Here is a 24452-nt window from a genome sequence, read left to right on the forward strand (position 1 = left end):
CCTCTAAAGAACCCCATTGACAAAAAATTCAAAAACGGCACAGGTACACATAACTTCCCAATTAAGAAGCACTATAAAGAGCAAGTTCTATACACTGAAAAAATTAATAATAATAAAAATAAGTAATTGTATAGATCCTTATGACAATTAGCTAAATAAGAAGCAACATTTGGCCATGCATAGTTATTTAGTTAGTAATGATACAATTCATGCACCTTTTAAAAAGTGCTGTATACAGCGCTTTTTTATACATAGATAAATTTAAGTTAACGCAACCAAGAAATACAATACAAAATTACTCCACCATATTCTCGTTTAACAATTAAATCTACATATTAAAAGGGAGCAACAGTAAATGTTACTCCCTTTTGAAATGTAATCTATTCACTCTACATAACCCTCTTAAACATCTTCTCCAACTCATAAGTAGAATGATGCACAAGAATTGGTCTTCCGTGCGGGCATGTGTACGGATTTGTTGTTGTACGTAATTCTTCCAGTAAGGCAAATATTTGATCGTTCGTTAAATATTGATTCGCTTTAATGGACGCTTTACAGCTCATCATGATGGCTGCTTCTTCACGTAACTTTTTAATATCAACTTTTTTTAGTTTAACAACTTGCTCCATCATTTCATCGATAATTTCTGTTTCTTGTCCTTTCGGGAACCATGTTGGATGCGAGCGGACGATAAAGGATTGATGGCCGAATTGTTCTAAAAATAGCCCGACTTTTTTTAGTTCTTCTAACTGCTCTTCGACACGTAAAAATTCAGTAAGAGATAGATCAATACGGTACGGTACAAGTAACTCTTGTACTTCTTGCGCTACTCTTCCTACTTTATCACGGAAGTATTCATAATTAATACGTTCCTGCGCGGCATGCTGGTCAATCATATATAATCCTTTATCATTTTGAGCGAAAATATATGTTCCATGCATTTGTCCAATTGGATAAAGCGGTGGTAAGTCATTCCCGTTCATCTCAATCTCTTTTATTTCCCGAACTTCTTCTTCTAATTCCTCTAGTTCAAAGTCCTCTTCATTACTGTCCCACGATTTCTCTTCTTGAATTGGCTCTTCGATTATCGGTTTAGTGGATGGTTGCCAACTTTGTTCTTCTCTCACGAGCGACTGTGGTGGTTGCCATTCTTGCTTCGGTGGTTGCCAAAGCTGCGCAGGCTGTTTCACAGCCTGCGGTTCTTCTTGTTTTGCATCCATGCCAGTCGGTAAAACGATGTCCGGCATAGATGGTTCTTTCGGCTTCGCATGCTCAAACTGGAACTGTTCTTGCACACTTTCGTCTTTTTCTTTTTTCTTCGTTGTTACACCTGCATCTGGAATAAGCTGTATTTTTTTAAATGCAGCTTGCAATGTTTCTTCGATCAGCTTTAGCAATTCTTGTTCTTTACTAAAACGAACTTCTAATTTCGCTGGATGTACGTTAACGTCAACTAGCATTGGATCCATTTCAATCGATAAGAAACCAATTGGATACCGGCCAACTGGCAGTAATGTATGGTATCCTTGCTGAATTGCTTTCATTAATACAAAGTTTCGAACGTAACGACCATTTACAATCGTTGACATATAATTACGAGATGCTCTCGTTACTTCTGGTAATGTTACATAACCTTTAATTGTAAAGTCTAAAGATTCAGCTTCAATTGGAACAAGCTTCTTCGCAACTTGAATACTGTAAATCGATGCAAGTACTTGTCTTACATCACCGTTACCTGACGTATGAAGCAATTTCTTTTCATTATGAAATAGTTTTAACGATATTTCTGGATGTGACATTGCAATACGATACACGATATCTGTAATATTTCCGAGCTCTGTATGAATGGTTTTCATATATTTAAGACGTGCTGGTGTATTAAAGAATAAGTTTTGTACTGTAATATCTGTTCCTTTTCGGCTCGCAGTCTTCTCTTGCTTTATAATGTCTCCACCTTTAATAATAAGGTGTGTACCAGGCGCATCACCTGTGCTAGTAATTAATTCTAATTCACTAACAGAGGCAATACTCGGCAATGCCTCACCGCGGAAACCGAGTGTTCTTATGCGAAACAGATCGTTTTCATCTTTAATTTTACTCGTTGCATGGCGTTCAAAAGCGACGATACAGTCTTCTTCTGCAATACCATCACCATTATCAATGATACGAATTTTCGATAACCCAGCTTCTTCTAAGTGGATTTCAATAGATGTACTATTCGCATCGATAGAATTTTCCACAAGTTCTTTTACGACTGAAGCAGGGCGCTCTACTACTTCCCCTGCCGCAATTAAGTTAGAGAGTTGGTCATCGAGTTTGCGAATTTTCCCCATCTACTTACTCATCCTTTCTTTAACTTTTTCTGTAAGCGATACAATTCGTTCATCGCTTCTAAAGGTGTCATATCAAGTAAATCGATTTTTTTAATTTGCGCCAGTACTGCTGTTTCTTTTTGATCTAGCAGAGGCTTTTCTTGTTTCTTCGAAGACTGTTCTCCTCCAAAGAAAGATAGTTGCGATTCTTCTTCAGTCTCTACTTTCGTTTCCTGTATTTCTGCTATTTCTTCTTTTACAACTACAGGTTCTGGAGCAGCTTCTTGTACTTTCACTTCTACTCGTTTTGGAATAATAATTTCTTCCTGTCCTTCTAGCTGTGCTAACACTTCTTTCGCACGAGCGATTAGGCTATCTGGAAGCTCCGCAAGTTGCGCAACGTGAATTCCGTAACTTTTATCAGCTGCTCCATCTTGAATTTTATGAAGGAATACTACTTTTCCATTCTCTTCAATTGCTGAAACGTGTACATTTTTCAGTTGATCTAAACTCTCTTCTAACACCGTCAATTCGTGATAATGCGTAGAGAATAACGTTTTTGCACCAATTTGGTCATGAATATGTTCAATAATCGCTTGTGCAAGTGCCATACCATCATACGTAGATGTACCGCGTCCAATTTCATCGAATAAAATTAAACTTCTTTCTGATGCGTTTGCAATTGCATTTTTCGCTTCTAACATTTCGACCATAAATGTACTTTGACCTGAAATTAAATCATCCGCTGCACCAATTCTCGTAAAGATTTGGTCAAATACAGGTAATACTGCTTCTGTTGCTGGTACGAAACAACCGATTTGCGACATAACCGTTACAAGTGCTAATTGTCTCATATACGTACTTTTACCAGACATGTTCGGCCCTGTAATTAAAAAGACATCCATATTCTCTGGCATAATACAATCATTCGGTACATACAATTTCCCGTTCAATACTTTTTCAACAACAGGATGACGACCATCTTTAATAAAGATTTCGCGCTTCGTTGTCAGTACAGGTTTTACAAACTGTTCTTCTTCACTAACTGTCGCAAAACTTTGCAGTACGTCTAATTCACTAATTACTTTCGCTAAATGTTGTAATTTCGGAATAAATACTTTTACTTCTTCACGAAGTGCTGTAAATAAATCGTATTCTAGCTGTACAATTTTTTCTTCAGCTTCTAAGATTAACGTTTCTTTTTCTTTCAGTTCATCTGTAATGAAACGTTCAGCATTAGCAAGCGTCTGTTTACGCTCATAGCGACCTTCTGGAAGTGCTGCAAGATTCGCTTTCGTTACTTCAATGTAGTAACCGAAAATACGGTTGTATCCGATTTTTAATGATTTAATTCCGGTAATATCACGTTCTCTTTTTTCAAGCTCAGCAATCCACGTTTTCCCGTTTTTACTAACGTAACGATATTGATCAAGCTTGTCATTATAACCATCTTTAATAATATCTCCATCTTTAATCGAAAGCGGTGGGTTTTCTTGAATACTTCTTCCTAGTAATTCTGTTAAGCTTTCACATGGATCTGCACCTTGAATTAATCTCGATGCATAAGCGTTATCTAACAAACTAATTGCTTCTAAAATAGCTGGTACTTGAAGCAATGAACGTCTTAATTGTAATAAGTCTCTTGCATTTACGTTACCAAATGCAACTTTTCCTGCTAAGCGTTCTAAATCATATACTTCTTTTAACTTTTCTTTTAAATCTTCACGTAAGAAGTAATCATTTACAAACGTTTCAACCATTTCTAAACGCTCTTCAATTCTTTCTTTCTGTATAAGTGGACGTTCCATCCACTGTTTTAACATACGACCACCCATAGCTGTTTTCGTCTTGTCCAATAACCATAATAGTGATCCTGTTTTTTCTTTCGTTCGAAGTGTTTCTGTCAGTTCTAAATTTCGCTTTGAATGTACATCAATTTTCATAAATTGATTCGTATAATAAATTTCTACTGGTTGCAAATGATCTAAAGAACGTTTTTGCGTTCTTATTACATAGTTAAATAAACGTCCAACTGCTTTAATTAATTTTGCTTGTGAAACATTTTTCACAAGATGTTCTAATCCTTCCGGAATTGCCGTTGCATCTTCATACGAAATCGTCATTTTCAATGTTTCAGTTAACTTGTTTAGTTCATCTTTAGAAAATGAAGAATCAACAACAATTTCTTTCGAACCAGTTGCATACACTTCTAATAAAATATCTTCTACTGAAGCAGTCAATAACGTTACTGTATTTTGTCCAGTCGTTAAGTCGTTACAAGCTAATGCATATGATCCATCTTCAAAATGTGTTAATGCGGCTAAGAAGTTATTTTCTTTCTCATCAATTGTACGCCCTTCCATCATCGTTCCTGGCGTAATTAATTGTACTACTTCACGACGTACTACACCTTTAGCTGTTTTCGGATCTTCTACTTGCTCACAAACAGCTACTTTATATCCTTTTTCAACAAGTTGTTCAATATAGTTTTTAGCCGCATGATACGGTACACCGCACATTGGTATACGTTCACTACTACCGCCATCTCGGCTCGTTAATGTAATTTCAAGTTCATGAGCTGCTTTTACAGCATCCTCAAAGAACATTTCATAAAAATCGCCTAAGCGAAAAAATAAAAAGGCATCTTGATAATCTGCCTTAACCTTTAAATATTGCTGTATCATAGGCGTATATTGAGTCATACTTTTCCTCCATAATTCTTACATGATAATCTATTTTCATATATGTCGCATTTCACGGACACTCTTATCTCCTATTTCAGGAGTCTTTCTTCATTATAACATATTTCATAAAGAATCATGTTCATTCAGCCCCACTTATGTAAAGTAAAAAGCTAGGAAGAACTTCTCCCTAGCTTTCTATTACTCTTCTTCTGCATCAACTATAAAGTTCGGATCTAATTCTTCAAATTCATCATCAGCAATTTGGAAATCATCATCTGATTCTACGCAGCCTTCAGGATTTACACTTACACAAATTTTCGTTTCTCCAACTACTTCTGTTACAAATTCACGTTCTACAGTTACAACAATTTTATTACCATTTGGTGATACAAGTGCTTCTAAACAATTTGGCGGCTGAATAACACGAGCAATAATTTCTAAATCGTCACCAGAAAAGTTTTTATCACGATAACCAATACTTACTTCGTCCGTGTAGTTCACACGTTCTGTTACAACTTCAGTCTTTGTATTTCCATCAAATGAATACCAAGTGTTCACATCATAGAAACCTTCAATTTCCACATGTTTTCCATTCTTTCTTGCTTCGTACGAGTGGTTAATTACCCAGCACCCTAAAATACTTGTTGGCTCATTATTCGATTCACATGTATGCGTTGACTTTGTATACTTACGTCCTTTTCCAACCACTGCTTTTGTAATAATCTCTCTAAATTCGGACATTCGTAACCCTCCTCAATCACTATTCACTTAATCATATGCGTGACAATAGCGGAATGTGTCATTCTTTTTTTGAGAAGAACTTACGTTTAATCCCCAAAAAAAAAGAGATGTCAATATGACATCTCTTTAACAACCACAATTTCCTTTTTTACTTTCTACCGCTGCGCCAGTTTCACCCTTTAGTACATCGCCACCAGTTGAAATTAATATTTCATCTGTTACGTTGTTAGAAATTGTACTAGCAACTAACTGTAATAAGTCATTTACGTATGTTTGTGAAGATTTAAATTGTTGTACGACTGGAATACTGTCTAACTTATCTTGCAATGCATCAATTTCAGCTTCTACCTTTTTTAAAGCTTCCCATTTCCCGTAATGTTGCAAGTTTACTGCTTGTTTTTGCAGTGCTTTAATTTCATCGATTGCGCGCTTTACATTTTCATTTTTATGAATTTGCGCCTCTGCTTTCTTAAAAAAATCAACTTCTTCTGTTTCAGAAATCATTTTTGCTAATTCTTTCGCTTGTTCAACAATGTCATCTTTCGAATATACTTTCATCTATTATTTCACCTCAATCGGCTCTTCAACTAATTCCCCGTTAAGAGACCAAGTTTTTGCTTCCGTTATTTTCACTTTCACAAGCTGACCAATTAAAGATTTTGAAGCGACGAAGTTTACAAGTTTATTCGTACGAGTATAACCTGCAAGTACTTCCGGATTATTTTTACTTTCCCCATCAACTAACACTTCTACAATTTGACCTTTGTAACGACTATTCTTTTCAATTGCCAACGTATTTACTAGTGTATTTAAACGCTGAAGACGTTCTTTCTTTACTTCCATCGGTACATTATCTTTCATTTTTGCAGCTGGTGTACCTTCGCGAGGAGAATAAATGAATGTAAAGGCAGTATCAAACCCTACTTCACGATATAACGACATCGTTTCTTCAAATTGCTCATCTGTTTCATTTGGAAAACCAACGATAATATCTGTTGTTAATACTACATCTGGAATTGCTTCTTTAATTTTTCTTACAAGTTCTAAATAATGCTCACGCGAATATTTACGTGCCATAATTTTCAGCATATCTGTACTTCCAGATTGAACTGGTAAATGGATATGTTCTACTAGGTTGCCACCTTTTCCAAGCACTTCAATTAAGTGATCATCGAAATCACGTGGATGGCTCGTTGTAAAACGAATACGGGCAATATCAACTTTACGAAGTTCGTCCATTAAATCGCCAAGACCGTATTCTATATCTTCAAAGTCTTTACCATATGCATTTACGTTTTGTCCAAGTAAAGTAATTTCTTTATAACCATTTGCAGCTAAATGACGAATCTCTTGGATAATATCTTCTGGACGTCTACTTCGCTCTTTTCCGCGTGTATACGGTACAATACAATACGTACAGAATTTATCACAGCCATACATAATATTTACCCAAGCTTTAATATCACCACGACGTACTTTCGGAAGGTTTTCAATTACGTCACCTTCTTTTGACCATACTTCAACTACCGTCTCTTTCGAGAACATCGCATCTTTTAGAATGTACGGTAATCTATGAATATTATGCGTTCCAAATACCATATCTACATGCTGATTTTTTTGCATAATTTTATTTACAACAGATTCCTCTTGAGACATACAACCACATACACCAATTAAAAGGTCTGGATTTCTTCGTTTGAGTGACTTTAAATGGCCTAGCTCACCAAACACCTTATTTTCAGCATTTTCACGAATTGCACAAGTGTTTAATAAAACTACATCTGCATCCTCAGTTGAAAAAGTTGGTTCATATCCAAGTGCTGTGAAAATACCTGCCATTACTTCCGTATCATGCTCATTCATTTGACAACCATATGTACGAATATAGAACTTTCTTCCTGTACCAAAATTGCGAAACTCTTCAGGTAAGCCAAAATCCCGTTCAATTTTAACTTCTTCTTTCCCACGCTTTTTCGCATCCTTTAAGGAAGGTGGTTGATATACACTTTCAAAGTATTTACTATAATCTTTCTCTTCTTTTTTCGTAGAGGAATTTGCTTGTTGACTTGCTAATCGTTGTTGCTCGTTCATCGGTAATCTCCTTTCACCCTTAACTATACACACTCTATAGTCCATTTTAATGCGCTTAGACTCACCTCAAAAATGGTTAGATAGCTTGAGAGATAACTTGCCCTTTGAAACTTGAGTAATCAATCTAATCATTCATAAGAATGAAGTCTTCCCCACGCAAATAGACATTCCCTTTTTATCATTTCTTGTTGTCCTACCCAAAAGCATATTGCTTTATCCCTATAAACATTACCATAGTATGACGTGTTTCGCCAATTTTAACAATAAAGAGGCCCTTTATTATCTTACATTTCATAAGCAATGAACTTGCCATTTTCATACAACGATTTATATATTATTTTATCATTCTGAATTTTCCAAGTAAATAAGGCTACCCTATATTTTTGTACATAAAAAAAGGTTGCCAAATCGGCAACCTCCTCTTCTTACATTACATAAATTCAGCAACAAGCTCATCAAACATTTTCTGATCCATATTTAAATCAGATTTCACTAAAGGCTCTTCACTATAACCTTTAACAAGTTCTTGATATGATGGTTGCTTAGTATTTTGATAAATTAAACCTGTTACTAAACCGTTATTTTCCATTAACGTTTGCATAGCCATCATACGATTAGATGGATCATATCCCTCTACCATGCTTAGTTTCGTTAAGTTCTCTTTAAACCAATCGTAAGTATTTACTTTATTGTAAGTAACACATGGGCTAAATACGTTAATTAATGAAAATCCTTTATGGTTAATACCTGCTTCAATAATTTGTGTTAATTCTTTTAAATCACTCGAAAAGCTTTGCGCCACAAATGTCGCACCAGCTGTTAAAGCCATTTCCATTACATTTAGTGATGGTTCAATTGAACCTTGTGGTGTGCTTTTCGTTTTAAATCCAGCTTCACTACGTGGTGAAGTTTGCCCTTTTGTTAATCCGTAAATTTGGTTATCCATTACGATGTACGTAATGTCGATATTACGACGAATAGAATGGATTGTATGACCCATACCAATCGCAAATCCATCACCGTCACCACCTGAAGCGATAACTGTTAAATCACGATTTGCCATTTTCACACCTTGTGCAATTGGAAGGGCACGACCATGAATACTATGCACACCATATGAATTAATATAACCTGAAATACGGCCTGAACAGCCGATACCAGAAATAACAGCAAGTTCATCTGGATTTAGGCCAACGTTAGCTGCCGCACGTTGAATTGCAGCTTGCACTGAGAAGTCTCCGCAACCTGGGCACCAGTTTGGCTTTACACTGTTACGAAAGTCCTTAAATGTTGCCATTTAATACAACCCCTTTTTTGCATTCGTTGTAAATCTCTTTCGGCAAGAATGGGTTTCCATCATATTTTAAAAGACTAGAAATTTTCTCACCATTACCAAGATTCATTTTCATAATGTTAGCAAGCTGACCTGTTGCATTGTTTTCTACTACTACAACACGCTTCGCCTTTTTCACAAGTGGATCGATTTCAGCTGTTGGGAACGGGTGAATTAAACGCACATGAGCATGGTTTACTTTCATACCCTCTTGTTCTAAACGCGTCATTGCCTCTTCGATCGCACCACGAGTTGAGTTAAATCCAACAAGCAATACGTCTGCTTCTTCATGCTTAACATTTTTATAAACAGGGGTATTAAACTTCAAGTTCTCCATTTTACGGAAACGTTTGTCCATTTGATCTTTACGGTTTATTGCTGATTCCGACGGTTTTCCAGTTTCATCATGTTCTACACCTGTAACATGGTGAACACCATTTTTCATACCAGGTAAAACACGTGGTGAAACGCCGTCTTCTGTTACTTCATAACGCTTGAAGTATGCTTTATTTTCACGTTCTGGTAATTCTGCTTCTAAATCAAGCTTACCACGACGAATTTCCACTTTATCTAATTTAAGTGGTTCTACTGTTTGTTTTCCTAACGAAAGCTGTAAATCTGTTAAGAAAATAACAGGAACTTGATATTCTTCAGATAAGTTAAATGCTTCTACAATGTCATAGAAAGCTTCTTCAACTGTACTTGGCGCCATTACGATTTTGGGAATTTCACCATGCGTACCGTAAATCATCGCCATTAAGTCAGACTGTTCTTGTTTCGTTGGTAATCCTGTACTTGGGCCGCCACGTTGTGTATCAACAATTACTAATGGGGTTTCTGTAATACCTGCTAAACCGATTGCTTCCATCATTAATGAAAGACCAGGACCAGCAGATGCCGTTAATGTACGAACACCAGCATAGTTTGCACCGATTGCCATTGTACAAGCTGCGATTTCATCCTCAGTTTGGATTACTGTTCCGCCGACTTTCGGTAATTTTTTAATTAAGTATTCCATAATTTCTGATGCAGGTGTGATTGGGTATGCTGACATAAAACGAGCACCACCAGCTACCGCACCAAATGCGATTGCATCGTTTCCAATCATAAACATGCGTTTTTTACCATCAGCTTTTTCAAGCTGCATCATGTTTACTTTCTCACCTAGTAATTCTTTCATATATTGAGAGCCGCGTTTAATTGCGTCCATATTCTTTTGAACGACTTGCTCTCCTTTACGACCAAAGATTTCTTCAACAACATCTAAATAAGCTGTTTCATCTAATCCTAATACTGCACTTGATGCTCCAACAGCAACCATGTTTTTCATTAATGATGTGCCTAATTCTGAAGCAATATCTGTAAACGGTATCACATATAGATTTACATCTGTATTGTCAGGTATTGTTGGATTAAATTTCGCATCCGCAACTACAATTCCACCTGGACGTAGTTCGTGGAAATTAAAATCAATTGTTTCTTGGTCAAAAGCAATTAAAATATCTAAATCATCTGAGATCGCTCGTACTTCTGTTGTACTTACACGAATTTTATTATTTGTATGGCCGCCTTTTATACGTGATGAGAAGTGGCGGTAACCGTATAGGTAATATCCTAATCGGTTTAATGCAATACAGAAAATTTCTCCTGTACTTTCAATTCCTTCACCTTGTTGGCCTCCAACTTTCCATGAAAGTTGACTAATCATCTCCTACACCCCTTTTGGCTGCATTCATTGTAGTGTATTTTTTTACAGTAATAGTTTAGCATTTTTTATGCAAATAAACTACAACGGACGCAAATTATGCCTCTTCTGATTTCCCTGAATCTTTAGTATAAAGCTATTTTGTTTTTCATTCTAGTATTAGGTCTTAAAAAAAGCAATAAAATCAAATGAATTAATTTTGATTTTTCTGAATTTTAAATCGAAATTTAAAAACTCATATGTTCTACAAAATTATCATATAAAAATCGTTCTACAGTAGATGCAGCATAGTGTTTACAAAGCTCATTCATTACATTTTCATAATCTCGATACGCTGATACATTTACAACTGTTTCTAAAATCCCATCAAAATCGGAACCAAATCCTATATTGCGCTCTCCACCTAATGAACAAATATATTCGATATGTCTTACTATATCTGCTACATTCGCTTGTTTTTCATTTGTTAGAAACTGCGGTACAAAAGTGACACCAATCATGCCATTTCGCTTTATAAGAGCTTTAAGTTGTTCATCGTTTAAATTACGTGGGTGCTCGCAAAGTTTCATACAATTTGAGTGGGAAGCAATAGGATTTTTTGCAATCTCTATAACATCCCAAAAACTTCTTTCATTCAAATGAGACACATCAGTCCATACATGTAATGCATTCAGTTCTTGTACAACATGTTTACCAAAAGTCGTTAAACCCGCCCCACGTGTCTCTAGCGCACCATCAGCTAAGAGATTGGCATAATTCCATGTCAGTCCAAAAGAACGTACTCCTAGGCGATACAACAACCGTAATTTCATTGCATCTTTTCCAATTGCTTCGCATCCTTCTATTGTTAATATCGCTCCAATCTCGTCCTGTTTTAATATGTTAATATCATCTTTTGTCTGAATAAACTTCACACCTTGTAGGGATAAAATTTCATTATAAAAAATATCTACCATTTGTAATGCTACTTCAAATCGGCTTTCATATGCCACTGTTTCTGGTACATATATAGCAAAACATTGTATACTTCCTTTTCTTCTCTTTAACTGTTCAAATGTAATATGTAATTGTGAATCATCTTTAAAATTCCTTTTCCCTTGTGCATTCCATAACTGAAGAAGCACGTCACAATGAGCATCAAAAATTTTCATTTTCATTCCTCCATTATAAAAACAACCTGTTTGCATACTGCAAACAGGTTGTTTAAACTTAACGAGGTTCTACAATTAATTTTATTGCTGTACGCTCTTCGCCATCAATCATAATATCTGTAAACGCTGGGATACAAATCAGGTCCAAACCACTAGGCGCTACAAATCCTCTTGCGATTGCTACTGCCTTTACAGCTTGGTTCAATGCACCTGCACCAATAGCTTGAATTTCTGCTGTTCCGCGTTCGCGAATAACACCTGCAAGTGCACCAGCTACAGAATTAGGGACCGACGTTGCTTTAACTTTTAATATTTCCATTCCGCGTTTCCTCCTCGTTTCTTTAAAAAGTATTAGCAATTATTTCACTTTAACTTATATTCACGAGGAATGGCGCGTATTCCTGCTAAATTTTCGTAATTTTTCTAAAAAATTAAAATATAATAACTTATCTAAAATTTAACGAAAATTTACTCAAAAAATGGTTGATCGTCATTAATTAAAATACGTTCAATTTTCTTTGCTTTTCCTGTATTTGGATCCACATCAATTAACACTGCACTTAATTGCGTTCTACCATTTGTTACTTCAAATCGTACTGGTAAGTTTGTTAAAAACTTCTTCAATACTGCTTCTCTGTCCATACCTAATATTCCGTCATACGGCCCTGTCATCCCAACATCTGTAATGTATGCCGTTCCGCTTGGTAAAATACGGTTATCCGCTGTAGGGACATGCGTATGCGTACCTACTACTGCTGTAGCACGTCCATCTACATACCAACCTAGCGCTTGTTTTTCACTTGTAGTCTCCGCATGGAAATCAACAAATATAATATTCGTACGTTTTTTCGCAATATTAATTAATTCATCCACTTTACGGAATGGACAATCAATTGGAGGAAGGAAAGTACGTCCTTGTAAATTAATAACTGCAACTTCTGTTCCATTACAGTTCACAAAGATAAGTCCTTTTCCTGGAGTTCCTTCTGGGAAGTTAGCTGGTCTTGCAAGATATTTTGCATCATCGATGAATTCAAATACTTCACGATTATCCCAAGCGTGGTTTCCAAGTGTAACTGCCTGCGCCCCACACTCTAAAAAGTTTCGATATATTTTTTCTGTAATCCCACGGCCACCTGCTGCATTTTCTCCATTAATGATTGTTACTGTAGGTGTATATTTTTTCTTTAATGCCGGTACGTATTGTTGAATCATACCTCTACCAGGAGATCCTACTACATCCCCAACAAATAATATTCTCATATGTCTTACCCTTTCTATGTACTGCATTTTTTATTGCTATAGCATCAAGTAAATTCCTTATAATATCTTTATTATAAGTTTGTTTCACTTTTATGCTATATAACTAACTGTCTTTATTTTATCCAATTCCAACACAAAAAAATAAAGTGGTGTTTCACCACTTTATTTTGCGTATTCCACTGCACGTGTTTCACGAATAACAGTTACTTTAATATGTCCTGGGTAATCCAGTTCATTTTCAATACGTTTTCGGATATCACGAGCTAAACGATGAGCTTCTAAGTCATCGATTGTATCTGGTTTTACCAAAATACGAACTTCACGTCCTGCTTGAATTGCAAATGATTTTTCAACGCCTTCATAAGACTCTGAAATCTCTTCTAACTTTTCAAGACGACGAATATAGTTTTCAAGTGTTTCACTACGAGCTCCCGGTCTTGCAGCTGATAAAGCATCTGCTGCTGCAACTAAAACTGCAATGATAGAAGTTGGTTCTGTGTCACCATGGTGAGATGCGATACTGTTTATAACTACAGGATGCTCTTTATATTTTGTTGCAAGTTCAACACCAATTTCAACGTGGCTTCCTTCTACTTCATGGTCAATCGCTTTTCCGATATCATGTAATAGACCTGCACGTCTTGCTAGTTTTTCATCCTCGCCAAGCTCTGCCGCCATAAGTCCAGTTAAATATGCAACTTCCATAGAGTGTTTTAAGACGTTTTGACCATAACTTGTACGGTATTTTAAACGACCTAAAATTTTAATTAAATCTGGATGTAATCCATGAACACCCACTTCAAACGTTGTTTGCTCTCCGACTTCGCGAATATACTCGTCCACTTCACGTCTTGATTTTTCGACCATCTCTTCAATACGCGCTGGGTGAATACGTCCGTCCTGTACTAGTTTATCAAGAGCGATACGAGCTGTTTCACGACGAATTGGGTCGAATCCAGAAAGGATTACCGCCTCTGGTGTATCATCGATAATTAAGTCAATACCCGTTAACGTTTCTAACGTACGAATATTACGACCTTCACGCCCGATAATACGTCCCTTCATTTCGTCATTTGGAAGATTTACAACCGAAACGGTTGTTTCAGCAACATGATCAGCTGCACATCTTTGCATTGCAAGAGATAAAATCTCTTTTGCTTTCTTATCCGCTTCTTCTTTCGCGCGAACTTCACTTTCTTTTACCATAACAGCGATTTCATGAGAAACTTCATTTTCTACTTTACCAAGAATAATTGCTTTCGCTTGTTCGCGTGTCAGATTGGAAATGCGCTCTAATTCTGTTTGTTGCTTTTGAACTAACTCTCCCACTTTGCTTTCCAACTCTTCAATCTGTTGTTGTCTCGCTACAAGAGATTCCTCTTTCTTCTCTAACTGTTGCTCGCGTTTATCGAGCGTTTCGTCTTTACGATCAAGGTTCTCTTCTTTTTGCATTAAACGATTTTCTTGTTTTTGTAATTCGCTTCTACGGTCACGAATTTCTAATTCAGCTTCTGTACGAAGTGTATGAATTTCATCCTTTGCTTCTAAAAGCGCTTCTTTCTTAAGTGCTTCAGCCTCACGATTCGCTTCGTCTAGAATACGTTTTGCTTCATTAGCCGCACCATTAATCTTCGCTTCAGCAATAGACTTTCGAACAAAAAAGCCAACAACTGCACCGACTGTTGTTGCAAGCAAAATGGAGATGAGTATCCAAACTGTACTACTCATGATTTCACCTCCCCTTGCTATGAATGAAAAAAGACTGTCGGCATGTACATTGAATTACAACATACAGCAAAGACCGTCGTCCCGCTTTTTTAAGGGACTTTCTTCATTTCACAATTAAAATGTCATATTATTATTTCGGTAAGATTTAAACCTTACTCCGAATATTACTTCTCTTCTTGAGAAGAGTATATCGTATATAAGAAAAAATATACATTCTCATTGTATCTATCGTAATTTTCATTGTCAAGCGTTGTCTACTTTTACTTTCTTTACCTTCAGCCTTGAATGTGACCTAAATTTGAAAAGTAAGGAGCCTATTATACTGGAAAACCTTAGTAATTCCCATTTCTTTACTTAAAATATTTACATATCCTTCTTTACACAACCCATTTGAAGTCAAAAAATATTTTTATCTATAGTATTATGCTCCTTAATAGTAGATAAAAAAATAAAAGACACGAGACCGTGTCTTTTATTTTTTTAATCAAGAAGAGTTGAATCTTCTGCGCCCTCAGCACCAGAATCTTCACTAATTCCGTGATGCTCACGAATAAAGAAGGCAATTTCTTCTCTTAAATCTGTATTTTCTTTTAAGAACTGCTTCGAATTTTCACGACCTTGTCCTAGGCGTTCTTCATTATAAGAATACCAAGCACCGCTCTTTTGAACGATATCAAGCTCAGAAGCCATATCCAAGATTTCACCTTCTCTTGAAATACCTTCTCCGTACATAATATCAACTTCCGCAACACGGAATGGTGGTGCTACTTTATTTTTCACTACTTTTACTTTTGTTTTATTACCAACGATGTCGTTACCTTGCTTTAATTGCTCCGCACGACGCACTTCAAGACGGACAGTTGAATAGAATTTCAACGCACGACCACCTGGAGTTGTTTCTGGCACTATCTATAGATTTTCCATCTCTATAGTCTGGACTATCTCTTCATCTCTTTACAGAGAGCCTTGCACTTCCAGCAGTAGCCTATCATCTGCCGTACCCTACTCAGTTAACTAAAAGTCCTTTTCGGTAGTCTCTACACCTTCCCCATATCACTATGGAGCTTGGCACGGTATTACCCTAAATAATGGTGGGCTTCACCGTTAGCAACTATATGGATAGTTACACCCTTAGGCAATAAGGTTCACAAGGTTTTTTAACATGCTATCACTAGCAAGGGAAACCCATGGTAAACTCCTTAATCTTTTCGATTAAGCAACTTGTAGTTGATTTCCGAACATAACCCCAACTTTTTCACGAATTTGGTTAATAAAGATTGCAATTGTTTTTGATTTGTTGATTGCTCCTGAAAGCTTACGAAGTGCTTGTGACATTAAACGTGCTTGTAAACCTACGTGTGAGTCACCCATATCGCCTTCAATCTCTGCTTTCGGTACAAGAGCTGCTACAGAGTCAATTACGATAATGTCAACCGCACCACTTCGTACAAGTGCTTCCGCGATTTCCAATCCTTGCTCCCCTGTATCAGGCTGTGATAATAGTAATTCATCTATGTTAACGCCTAATTTTTGTGCATATACAGGATCCATTGCGTGCTCCGCATCAATGAATGCTGCTTGTCCACCTTGACGTTGTACTTCTGCAATTGCATGTAATGAAACTGTCGTTTTACCTGAACTTTCAGGTCCGTAAATTTCGATAATACGGCCACGTGGATATCCGCCTACTCCTAGTGCCACATCTAGTGCTAAAGAACCACTAGAAACCGTAGAAACTCTACGCTCCGCTTGTTCTCCTAATTTCATAATTGAACCTTTACCGAATTGCTTCTCTATTTGTTTTAACGCCATATCTAACGCTGCTTGACGATCACTCATTCAAAATTCCTCCTTAACTGAATTGCTAATCTTATTATACCTATTTTCAATTCAATTTGCCAACAAAAATCGAACATTTATTCGATTTTTTTATTTTCTATCAAATAATATCTAAATTTAACCGTAAAAAAAACTAGAAGAAACTTATATCTCTTCTAGCTTTTTATATAAATGATAAAATCCATATTTTGCTGTTCGTTCTCTAATTTGTTGACGACTTCCGCTTAAATTAAGAGGAAAGACTACAGTTGGTTCATCCTTAATCGAAAGCCCAACAAATACTGTTCCTGGTTCTTTCTGTTCTGAAGCATCTGGCCCTGCTACCCCAGTGAAACTAATTCCGATATCCGCTTTTAATACATCCTTAACATTTTCAGCAAGATAACGAGCACATTCTTTACTAACTGCACCATCAGTATGCAACACTTCTTCAGGCACACGTAAAACATGTTGCTTCACATCATTATGATAACAAATGACACCGCCTTTAAACACAGAAGAAACACCAGCGTTTTCAGTTACTTGATTTCCAAAAAGACCACCTGTTAAACTTTCTGCACACGCTAAAGTTAACCCTTTTCTCTTCAATAACTCGATTGCCTTATAATGCAAAAATTCTTGGTCATATCCGTAGAAAAATTCTCCTACTCTTTCTAAAATCAAATCTTCCACATGTTGAATTAATTTCTCCGCTTCGCTAACATTTTGATGCTTAGCGGTTAAACGTAATGTCACTTCTCCATCATTTGCTAACGGGGCGATTGTTGGGTTTGTTTGTCCATCAATTAAATCTTGCACTTTCACCTCTAATTGGGACTCCCCAATACCGAAGAAACGAAGCACACGAGAATAAATGTTTTCTCCTGTTGTAAAATTACGTAAAAAAGGCTCTACGTAACTTACATACATTGGTTTCATTTCTTTTGGCGGCCCTGGTAATAAAATATAAACTTTTCCGTTCTTATTTACCCCCATACCAGGCGCCATACCGTGGTCATTTGCAAATACTGTTGCTCCATTTAAAACGAGCGCTTGCTTTTTATTATTCTCCGTAAATTCACGGCCTGTACGCTTAAAGTAATTACTTATTAAGGCTAATGCCTTTTCATCATACACAAGCTCTTCATCTAAACTAGCAGCTATCGTTTCTTTCGTTAAATCATCTTTTGTCGGTCCTAATCCACCTGTAAAAATAAGTATATCAGCACGTTCTTCCGCAGCTTCAATCGCCTTTTGCAATCGCTTATTATTATCACCAACAACAGTATGATAGTACACGTTAATTCCGATTGAAGCTAACTTTTCAGATAAAAACTGGGCATTTGTATTTGCAATTTGTCCAAGTAATAATTCAGTTCCAACCGCAATAATCTCAGCATTCATCCCAATTCCCCCATAAACTTCTATTTTGAGTTTACAAAAGCAGCTCTATTTTTCCAGAAATAATCCCATCCTGAAATAACAGTAAAGATTAATGCAATCCATATGAAGATATCTGCAACTGGAATATGGATTAAATTTAAAGGTACATCGTGTAATAAATATGCTGCAATTGCAATAATTTGTGTCCACGTCTTAATTTTCCCTAGCTGGTTTGCTGCAACTACTTCCCCTGTTCCAGCAAGTACAAGACGTAAACCTGTTACCGCAAACTCACGACTGATAATTACAATAACAATCCAAGCCGGTACATATTGCATCTCTACCAATGTAATAAGTGCTGCCGAAACAAGCAATTTATCAGCTAACGGGTCAAGAAACTTCCCTAAATTCGTTACAAGATTATACTTTCTTGCGTAATGTCCATCAATCCAATCTGTAGCTGAAGCAATGATAAAGATAAGTGCCCCGACTAAATGTTGAATTGGCAAATCAACATCACCAACTTTGTATGAACCCCAATCAAAGGGCGCTAACATAATTACCATAAAAATTGGAATTAAGAAGATTCTAGATATTGTAATTTTATTTGGTAAATTCACAGCTATTCCTCCATCATATCAAAAACATTTGTTCATCGAAAAAAAGTCATCGAAGCGATGACTGTTATTGTGCTGGTTGCTCTATCCCTTGGTTTTTAATCACCAATCTTTGGTGATATTCTTTTTGTGGATCTAACGGGAAAGCAAGCACTTGGCCATTCAGTTTAATTTCAACATTCGGTGCACTTCCAATATTAAGTCGTACTTCTTTTAATGTTGATACATCGCGTTTCTCTGTTTGACCGCTTTGTACTGTAGTGTTTAGAATTTCGTTACCCGCATCATCCTTAACATCTACATAACTTGTACCCTTAGCTGAAATTTCCAGTTCTAATGTTTTATTATTATGAATTTCCAAAGTAGATACCTTTCCAGTTGTTCCAACTACTTTCACTTCTTGCTGTCCAGTTGGTTGTGCTGGTTGCTCCTCTTTCTTTGGTTCTTCTTTCTTTGGTTCCTCTTTTTTTGGCTCTTCCGCTTTCACTTCATCTTTCTTCGTATCTAACGGAGAATCTTTCGCTTTTTGAACTTCAATTTTCTCACTTTGAGCGCTTGGAACTTTTTCATCATCTTTTCCAGTTAACGCTTGAAACACAAACCAGATTACCACTCCAACTGCGATGACTAACAGCGCAACTAAGATTTTCGGCATGTGATCTGCAATTGGCCATGATGAAGATTTTTGCATTGTTTCTTGTGTTTTTTGTCCCGTTGATACTTGTGGAACTTCACGCTTTTCAGATTGTGGTATCGTACTCTGATGTTCTACGAGCAGTTCCTCTCCATTTAATCCAACCGCATCTGCGTATTGTTTAATGAATGCACGCGCATAAAAAGCTCCTGGCAATACATCATAATTGCCTTCTTCAATTGCCACTAAATGGCGTTTTTGAATTTTTGTAATCTCATGCAGCTGATCAATAGTCAAGCCTTTCGCTTCTCTTGCTTCTTTCAGCTTTTGTCCCAATTCCGTCACTACTAACACCTCAATATTTCTTTAAAAGTCAAACATAGAGAAATTATTTTGCGTACCTTGCTCAATTTCATCTACTAAATTATATTGAATTTCTTCATCATAATCGTTACGCAACTCGATAATATAATCAAAATCATCCAATGTGTATTCTGACTGACTCACAAATACATCAGGATGTTCCACAACTTTCGTTGCAGGCAATCTCATAATTTCACGAACGAGCTGCCAATGTCTTTCGTTAGCACGCTTCGTTGACACAATTCCATCTAGGATGAAAATATTGTCATCGCTATACTCATCTTCAATTAATTGACTGCGAACAGTTTGCTTAATAAGAGTAGATGATACAAATAACCATCTTTTATTTGCACAAACACTTGCAGCAACAATGGATTCTGTTTTTCCGACACGAGGCATTCCGCGTATCCCAATTAGTTTATGGCCTTCTTTTTTCATGATTTCTGCCATAAAGTCTACAAGTAAGCCTAATTCATCACGCACAAATCGAAATGTTTTCTTATCATCTGCATCTCGTTGTATATACCTACCATGCCTAACCGCTAGCTTATCTCTTAGCTTGGGCGGACGATATTTCGTTACCGTTATGTTATCCATCGTATTTAAAATTGATTCAAGTCTAGAGATTTGCTCTTGATTATCACACATAAGAAGTAACCCACGTCGTGCATTATCTACACCATTAATTGTGACAATATTAATGCCGAGCATACCGATTAACGAAGAAACGTCACCAAGCAAGCCAGGTCGGTTTTTATGTATTTCATATTCAAAATACCATTCAATCATCCAAGATCACTCCCCTTGCTTACTTTACACCTACGTACTATATTATATGATTTCACCCTAATAGGGAAGCTAAATGTATAATCTATCCTGTGTAATTATTATACAAAAAAAGTAGAGAGGAGAATCTCCTCTCTACTTTTACTTATGTTGTACGAACTTAACCATTAAATTTGCAATTGTATGTTGCTCCTGTTCATCAGCAACTTTCCAAAGCTCAGCTAATAATTTCTCTTGGTCATTGCGTCCTTCTACTTCATTAGCAAGATAGTCGCCAACACGAAATGCCATATCTGATACCGCACCGCCATCTAAACCTTTGTCTTGCGCTTGCTCTAAACGTTCTCCTAAAAAGCTCTTCCACTGATCAAAATTATCTAATACTGACATAATTAAGCACCTCACTATTGAGTAATAAAATCATCCTTAATTTGTGCAACTATTCATTTTTTATGTAAGAATTTTTTAGCAGTGCCAACCGCCATTCACTCCGATAATTTGTCCAGTTATGTAAGACGCTCCTGGTGATACGAGAAATGAAACTGTTTTCGCTACTTCTTCTGGTAATCCTATTCTACCTAATGGTATATCTTCAGCAATTCCCATTTTATCTTCTTCAGAAAAAACACTTAACATTTCCGTTTCAATTGCTCCTGGTGCTACTGCATTCACACGTAATCCACTTAAAGAAACTTCTTTCGCTAAAGCTTTCACATATGAATTTTGCGCCCCTTTTACCATTGAATAAAGCACTTCACAAGAAGCCCCTATTTGTCCCCATATAGATGAAACAATTACAATATTACCACTTCTTCTCTCAATCATAGGCGGAAGTGCCATTGAAAGTAATTTATATACGTTCTTCACTTGAAGTTCTACCATATAATCTAATTCATCGTTTGTTACATCTGTTACTAATCCAAAAATACTCTTCCCCGCTGCGTATACAATAACATCAATAGGATGTTCAATTTGTCCCCACAATCGTTCTGCTCCATCACTAGAAGCTAAATTAGCTTGAACAGGGATAACTTCTCCCCGTGCCTTCTGCAATTCCAATACCTTTTCTTCACTGTTATTGTAATGAACATAAACTGTATATCCATCTTGAATTAATTGTTTCGAAATAGCAGAGCCAATCCCTCCGCTCCCTCCAGTTACTAACGCATACTTTTTCATAAATTCCCTCTCTTATCTCTACAACTTCAATTTTCACACAACTAAATAATACCCTCATCTTACAATTTTTCAATGATAAGATGAGGGTATCTTTAAAATTTTATTTTTTCGGTAACACCTGACAAACACTCATTTTTTCTTCTGATAACAATAATCCCGCTACTTCTTGTAAGTCTTGAACGGTTAGTCCTTCTAATACAGTCAATGCATCAAATAGGCTAGATTCATTAAACGCGTATCGTGTAAATTGATTTGCAATATATTCTGGTGAATTTAACGAGCGTAAAAAACCACCAATTTTCTTTTTCTTCACTCGTTCTAATGCCGTCGCATCTAATTGATCATAATCTGTTTTTAATAAAATATCTTTTAAACGATCTGCCAATTCATCAGGTTGTTTCGTATCACCACCAACCATTGCAAAACCGAAGTTATTTTCTTCTGTATAGTCATACGAGAATGAATCATCAATAAGTCCTTCATTATATAAAGCTTCGTAATGAACAGAACTTTTTCCAAATAAATAATCTAAAAGTAACGTAAGCGCAATTTCTTGTTTTAAAAGCGCTTGCCCCTTTTCTTTTAAATTAGTCGCTTTAATACCAACTAAACATTTCGGTGTTTGCACAGGCATTGAAATAATTTTTTTCTTTTCATTTACCTCATTTGGTTCTTCTTCAAATGAACGCACAATTTCTGGCTGGTTTTTATAATCTTTTTTCGCTTGATTTTCACGTACTAAATCCATTGTTTTCTCTGGATCAATTGCACCCACAACAAATAATAACATATTGCTTGGATGATAAAATGTTTCATAACATTCATATAATAAATCTTTCGTAATTTTACTAATAGATTCGATTGTCCCCGCAATATCAATTTTAATTGGGTGTTTTACAAATAAGCTATCAATTAAACCAAAGTACAAACGCCAATCTGGGTTATCTTGATACATTTGAATTTCTTGCCCAATAATCCCCTTCTCTTTTTCAACTGTTTTTTCAGAGAAATAGGGCTCTTGTACGAAGTTTAGCAATGTATTTAAATTTTGTTCTACGTTTGAAGTACCTGAAAAAAGGTAAGCTGTTCGTGTGAAGGATGTAAAAGCATTTGCCGATGCTCCTTGTTTACTAAACAATTGGAAAGCATCGTGATCTTCTTTTTCAAATAATTTATGCTCAAGAAAATGTGCAATCCCATCTGGCACACGAATCATTTCTTCTTTCCCTAATGGTACAAATGTATTATCTACAGAACCATATTTCGTCGTAAACGTTGCAAATGTTTTATTAAATCCTTGTTTCGGTAAAACATATACATCTAATCCATTAGGAAGTTTTTCATAATAGAGTGTTTCTTTTAATTGCTCATAAACAATTTTCTCCACTTACTCTCCCTCCGTTCCTTGTAAAAAGTAAATTGTATCTAGTTCAATATTTTTAGCAACTTTTACAATTTCTTCTTTTGTCACACTTTCTATACCTGTAAGCCATTCTTCAACTGGACGTGTACGATCTGAAATAATGCCATGATATAGCATTTCTACAAAGCCACGTGGTGTATCAATTGCCTCTAATATTTGATTTTGGATGACACTTTTTGTTTGATGTATTTCTTCTTCAGAAAACTCTCCGTTTTGCATCGCAAGCATTTGTTCTTTAATAATCTCAACTGCTTTTTCATAATTTTTCGCTTCAATTCCTGACATAACAAATAATAAACCTTTATGACTTTCAAAGCGCGATGCTGCATAGTACGCTAAACTATTTTTTTCACGCACATTTACGAATAACTTAGAATGAGAAAAGCCACCAAACAATCCATTGAACAATTGCAATGCAAAATAATCTTCATCTTTATATGTGACAAATGTACGATAACCGATGTGTAATTTACTTTGTTTTAATTCTTGTTTTTCAACAACTTCTTTTTCTTCATTATTTCGTCTATGAAGGAGTACATTTCTTTCTCTCACTGGACGAGCTGAAATAGAAAAATACTTACTTACAAGATCAACGGCGTTTTCTGAAATATCACCAATAATATATAGATCCATTTCATCTTCCGCTAACACCTTTTGATAATATTGATACAGACTTTCATTTGTAATAGACATAGCACTCTCTTTTTTTCCATTTGCACTTAAACGATACGGTTCTACTTTGCACATTTCTTCAATTAAACGCTCGTTTGCATAACGCATTTTATCGTCATAAGTAGCTTCAATTCTCTGTAACAGTGCTCTTTTTTCACTTTCTACGATAGAAGATAGGAAACCGTTGCCCTCCGTTGCTGGATGTAACACAATATCTGACAACATAGAAAGCGCTTTTTCAAATAACGGTGGTGCATCATGTAAGTAAACTTCATTTGCAATGTCTACATAAATAGAGATAATATGGTCTTCCCCTTTTTTACTTACATCTACCGCTAAAGAAGATCCGTATAATTCTTCTAAATATTGACGAAGACGAATTACAGAAGGTAATTTTTCTGTCGCACTTTGCAATACGTATGGCAATAAGGCACGCTCTGTCACCGTCTCCTCATTTAAAGGCGCTTTAAAACGAAATACAAAGGTATTCGTTTTATATTTATCAGTCGGAATAATATGTACACGCAAACCATCTAACTCATGTAGTTGTTGTTCCATTAGTTTCATTT

At 36.1% G+C, this 24452-nt stretch carries 19 protein-coding genes and 2 pseudogenes; all 21 read right to left on the reverse strand.

Going from position 1 to position 24452, the window contains the following annotated elements; genetic code table 11:
• Positions 1–389 precede the first annotated feature (389 nt).
• Positions 390–2333, reverse strand: a complete 1944-nt coding sequence (mutL, locus tag ACQGS6_RS05510; RefSeq protein WP_426964951.1) for a DNA mismatch repair endonuclease MutL — start codon at positions 2331–2333, stop codon at positions 390–392.
• Between the two features lie 8 nt (positions 2334–2341).
• A complete protein-coding gene (gene mutS / locus ACQGS6_RS05515; RefSeq protein WP_074625706.1) occupies positions 2342–5014 on the reverse strand; it encodes a DNA mismatch repair protein MutS in 2673 nt (890 codons plus the stop codon).
• Positions 5015–5194: 180 nt separating this feature from the next.
• The gene (cotE, locus tag ACQGS6_RS05520; protein WP_001288799.1) at positions 5195–5737 is read right to left on the reverse strand and encodes an outer spore coat protein CotE; all 543 of its coding nucleotides are present in this window, start codon (positions 5735–5737) and stop codon (positions 5195–5197) included.
• Between the two features lie 126 nt (positions 5738–5863).
• Positions 5864–6295, reverse strand: a complete 432-nt coding sequence (locus ACQGS6_RS05525; RefSeq protein WP_000870461.1) for a RicAFT regulatory complex protein RicA family protein — start codon at positions 6293–6295, stop codon at positions 5864–5866.
• A gap of 3 nt (positions 6296–6298) precedes the next feature.
• Positions 6299–7828, reverse strand: coding sequence for a tRNA (N6-isopentenyl adenosine(37)-C2)-methylthiotransferase MiaB (gene miaB / locus ACQGS6_RS05530; RefSeq protein ID WP_001005388.1), 1530 nt, complete (start codon positions 7826–7828; stop codon positions 6299–6301).
• 430 nt (positions 7829–8258) lie between these two features.
• Positions 8259–9125 (reverse strand): 2-oxoacid:ferredoxin oxidoreductase subunit beta, encoded by an 867-nt coding sequence (locus tag ACQGS6_RS05535; RefSeq protein ID WP_074625708.1) that lies wholly within the window; start codon positions 9123–9125, stop codon positions 8259–8261.
• A complete protein-coding gene (locus ACQGS6_RS05540) occupies positions 9112–10869 on the reverse strand; it encodes a 2-oxoacid:acceptor oxidoreductase subunit alpha (RefSeq protein WP_000625417.1) in 1758 nt (585 codons plus the stop codon). The genes ACQGS6_RS05535 and ACQGS6_RS05540 overlap by 14 nt, the downstream gene beginning before the upstream one ends.
• Before the next feature lie 224 nt (positions 10870–11093).
• Positions 11094–12017, reverse strand: a complete 924-nt coding sequence (locus tag ACQGS6_RS05545; RefSeq protein ID WP_074625711.1) for a dipeptidase — start codon at positions 12015–12017, stop codon at positions 11094–11096.
• Between the two features lie 58 nt (positions 12018–12075).
• Positions 12076–12336: a stage V sporulation protein SpoVS gene (spoVS, locus tag ACQGS6_RS05550; protein ID WP_000404341.1), complete on the reverse strand. Its 261-nt coding sequence runs from the start codon at positions 12334–12336 to the stop codon at positions 12076–12078.
• 149 nt (positions 12337–12485) lie between these two features.
• On the reverse strand, positions 12486–13280 hold the full coding sequence (locus ACQGS6_RS05555; protein WP_001221095.1) for a TIGR00282 family metallophosphoesterase: 795 nt from the start codon (positions 13278–13280) through the stop codon (positions 12486–12488).
• A 162-nt stretch (positions 13281–13442) separates the two neighbouring features.
• Positions 13443–15008 (reverse strand): ribonuclease Y, encoded by a 1566-nt coding sequence (rny, locus tag ACQGS6_RS05560; protein WP_000099770.1) that lies wholly within the window; start codon positions 15006–15008, stop codon positions 13443–13445.
• A 480-nt stretch (positions 15009–15488) separates the two neighbouring features.
• Positions 15489–15911 (reverse strand): annotated as a pseudogene (locus ACQGS6_RS05565) (recombinase RecA); the annotation flags it as partial.
• A 327-nt stretch (positions 15912–16238) separates the two neighbouring features.
• Positions 16239–16847: pseudogene (recA, locus tag ACQGS6_RS05570) on the reverse strand (recombinase RecA); the annotation flags it as partial.
• Positions 16848–16991: 144 nt separating this feature from the next.
• Positions 16992–18230, reverse strand: a complete 1239-nt coding sequence (gene cinA / locus ACQGS6_RS05575) for a competence/damage-inducible protein CinA (protein ID WP_000990688.1) — start codon at positions 18228–18230, stop codon at positions 16992–16994.
• Positions 18231–18250: 20 nt separating this feature from the next.
• Entirely contained in the window at positions 18251–18829 is a 579-nt protein-coding gene (pgsA, locus tag ACQGS6_RS05580) for a CDP-diacylglycerol--glycerol-3-phosphate 3-phosphatidyltransferase (RefSeq protein ID WP_001052970.1), read from the reverse strand.
• 64 nt (positions 18830–18893) lie between these two features.
• The gene (locus ACQGS6_RS05585; protein WP_000137476.1) at positions 18894–19805 is read right to left on the reverse strand and encodes a helix-turn-helix domain-containing protein; all 912 of its coding nucleotides are present in this window, start codon (positions 19803–19805) and stop codon (positions 18894–18896) included.
• A 21-nt stretch (positions 19806–19826) separates the two neighbouring features.
• Positions 19827–20612, reverse strand: coding sequence for a DUF3388 domain-containing protein (locus ACQGS6_RS05590; RefSeq protein ID WP_000574107.1), 786 nt, complete (start codon positions 20610–20612; stop codon positions 19827–19829).
• A gap of 138 nt (positions 20613–20750) precedes the next feature.
• Positions 20751–20999 (reverse strand): DUF3243 domain-containing protein, encoded by a 249-nt coding sequence (locus ACQGS6_RS05595; protein ID WP_000114450.1) that lies wholly within the window; start codon positions 20997–20999, stop codon positions 20751–20753.
• A gap of 75 nt (positions 21000–21074) precedes the next feature.
• Positions 21075–21788 (reverse strand): elongation factor P 5-aminopentanone reductase, encoded by a 714-nt coding sequence (gene ymfI / locus ACQGS6_RS05600; protein ID WP_074625713.1) that lies wholly within the window; start codon positions 21786–21788, stop codon positions 21075–21077.
• 100 nt (positions 21789–21888) lie between these two features.
• Entirely contained in the window at positions 21889–23175 is a 1287-nt protein-coding gene (gene yfmH, locus ACQGS6_RS05605) for an EF-P 5-aminopentanol modification-associated protein YfmH (protein WP_000411984.1), read from the reverse strand.
• Positions 23176–24450: an EF-P 5-aminopentanol modification-associated protein YfmF gene (gene yfmF / locus ACQGS6_RS05610; protein WP_074625716.1), complete on the reverse strand. Its 1275-nt coding sequence runs from the start codon at positions 24448–24450 to the stop codon at positions 23176–23178.
• Between the last annotated feature and the right edge of the window lie 2 nt (positions 24451–24452).

The organism is Bacillus sp. GMs2/2 (assembly GCF_050172095.1).
In the GTDB taxonomy this organism is placed as follows: Bacteria; Bacillota; Bacilli; order Bacillales; family Bacillaceae_G; genus Bacillus_A; species Bacillus_A cereus.